This window comes from Thermoactinomyces intermedius (assembly GCF_013912365.1).
GTDB classification, from domain to species: Bacteria; Bacillota; Bacilli; order Thermoactinomycetales; family Thermoactinomycetaceae; genus Thermoactinomyces; species Thermoactinomyces intermedius.
The window spans coordinates 1-1676 of sequence record NZ_JACETT010000042.1 but is presented as its reverse complement, the minus strand read 5'-3'; the positions used below and the strand labels follow the sequence as shown (position 1 = coordinate 1676).

Annotated in this window: 2 protein-coding genes; both read left to right on the top strand. The window is 46.2% G+C overall.

Annotation, left to right across the window (positions count from 1 at the left end; genetic code table 11):
• The coding region (locus H1R82_RS10215) for a phage tail protein (RefSeq protein WP_445267833.1) at window positions 1–1005 on the top strand (1005 nt) is incomplete at its 5' end.
• The coding region (locus H1R82_RS10210; RefSeq protein ID WP_181821654.1) for a hypothetical protein at window positions 1002–1676 on the top strand (675 nt) is incomplete at its 3' end. The genes H1R82_RS10215 and H1R82_RS10210, both read left to right, overlap by 4 nt.

Below are 1676 nucleotides of genomic sequence, written 5' to 3'. Positions count from 1 at the left end.
ATCACTGACACAATCCTTGGTGCAAAAAACCAAGTAGTTGATTGGAAGGCAAACCAAGAGCAGTTAAATGAATCTATCCAACAGCTAGACAACGATCCGGTGGTGAAGTTCAAGCAAGCATTACAGGAACTACAGACTGCCCTTTCCCCTCTTTTAGATCAGATTTCAAACATCGTGATGAAAATTGCTGATTTTATCCAAAACAATCCTCAACTTGCGGCAACGATCATGACTATCGTTGGGGTAGTAGGGACCTTATTGGGTGTACTAACAGTCTTAGAGCCTATCATCAGCGGAATCACAGCAACAATAGGTTTGCTGGCTGGTGCATTTGGGGTTGCATCTTCAACAGTCTTAATCGCTATAGGTGTACTGGCTTCTTTAATCACAATAGGTATTTTAGTTTGGCAAAACTGGGACACGATCAAGGCAAAAGCCATTGAGATTTGGGGCGCAATTAAGAATTGGTTAGTTCAAACATGGGAAAACATCAAAACTCAAGCAAGTGAAAAATGGGAATCGATGAAGAAAACAGTCCAAGACAAGATGGACAGCGCTAAGAAGAAAGTCACTGATATTTGGAATTCCATCGTGAGCTTTTTGAAGGGGATCAACCTGTATCAGATCGGAAAAGACATCATCCAAGGTTTAATCAATGGGATAAGCAGTTTGAAAGATAGAGCGCTGCAGAAAGCCCAAGAGATTGCAGACGGCATCAAAAGCCGCATCAAAAGTGCTCTTGGGATCCATTCCCCTTCCCGAGTGATGATGGAGTTAGGTAAAGACACTGGCCAAGGGTTTGTTCTTGGTCTGGAGTCAGCAATCAGGAATATCCAGCGAGTATCTGATCAGCTCGCAACCGCTTCAATGCCTCAGCAGGGATCGGGCCCAGTAATCAGCTCGTCAAGTGACCGAGTAAACAATATAACCATCTACAACTATGGCCCGGATCTGACCGGCCAAAGCGTAATTAACGCGCTACGGCGTAAGGAGTGGTTAAGTTGAGCAGAATTAAATACATGTGGTACGGAACGCGTCCGGAAATAAGGTTCGACGTTACGGAATCATGGGTAATACAAGACTCTTTCGAAACATTCCCCGGCTCGAACTTCACGATCCGGAACCCGTCGATGATGTCCGGAACAAATGACGGATGGGCTCAGACGGATTACCGGGCCTACTCCGGGACATATTCAATCCGGAGCGGGCCGATTACGAGTGTGGCCGGGAGCCATCAATACGCCCGGATTGACTTCATCTTTACCATTCCTTCTTACGCCAGGAATGTTAGGATCAAATATTGGTATTACCAAGATTGCGAGCAAAATTTTGATGGTTTAAAGGTTTACTTTAATGGATCGCTGGTCCACAACTATATCACCAATGGGACATATTTTCAGTGGACATTGGGTGAGATCGAGACGAGTCAACGGGGACAATGCACCATAACCTTTGAGTATGACAAGGACGGGCTAAGGGATGAAGGTGAAACCGATGCCGTCTATATAGATGATCTTGAAGTAACTTGGGACGTTGAATCCATTGCGGAGACGCCAGGCACGGAATTGATCCGTTTTGACGGTTCAACCGGTTATCACTTGATGTACCACCGGACCGGCGCACAAGCACCGCCGGTAAACTTGGTGGAACATCGTGTTCCAATGCGGCCGGGGAGC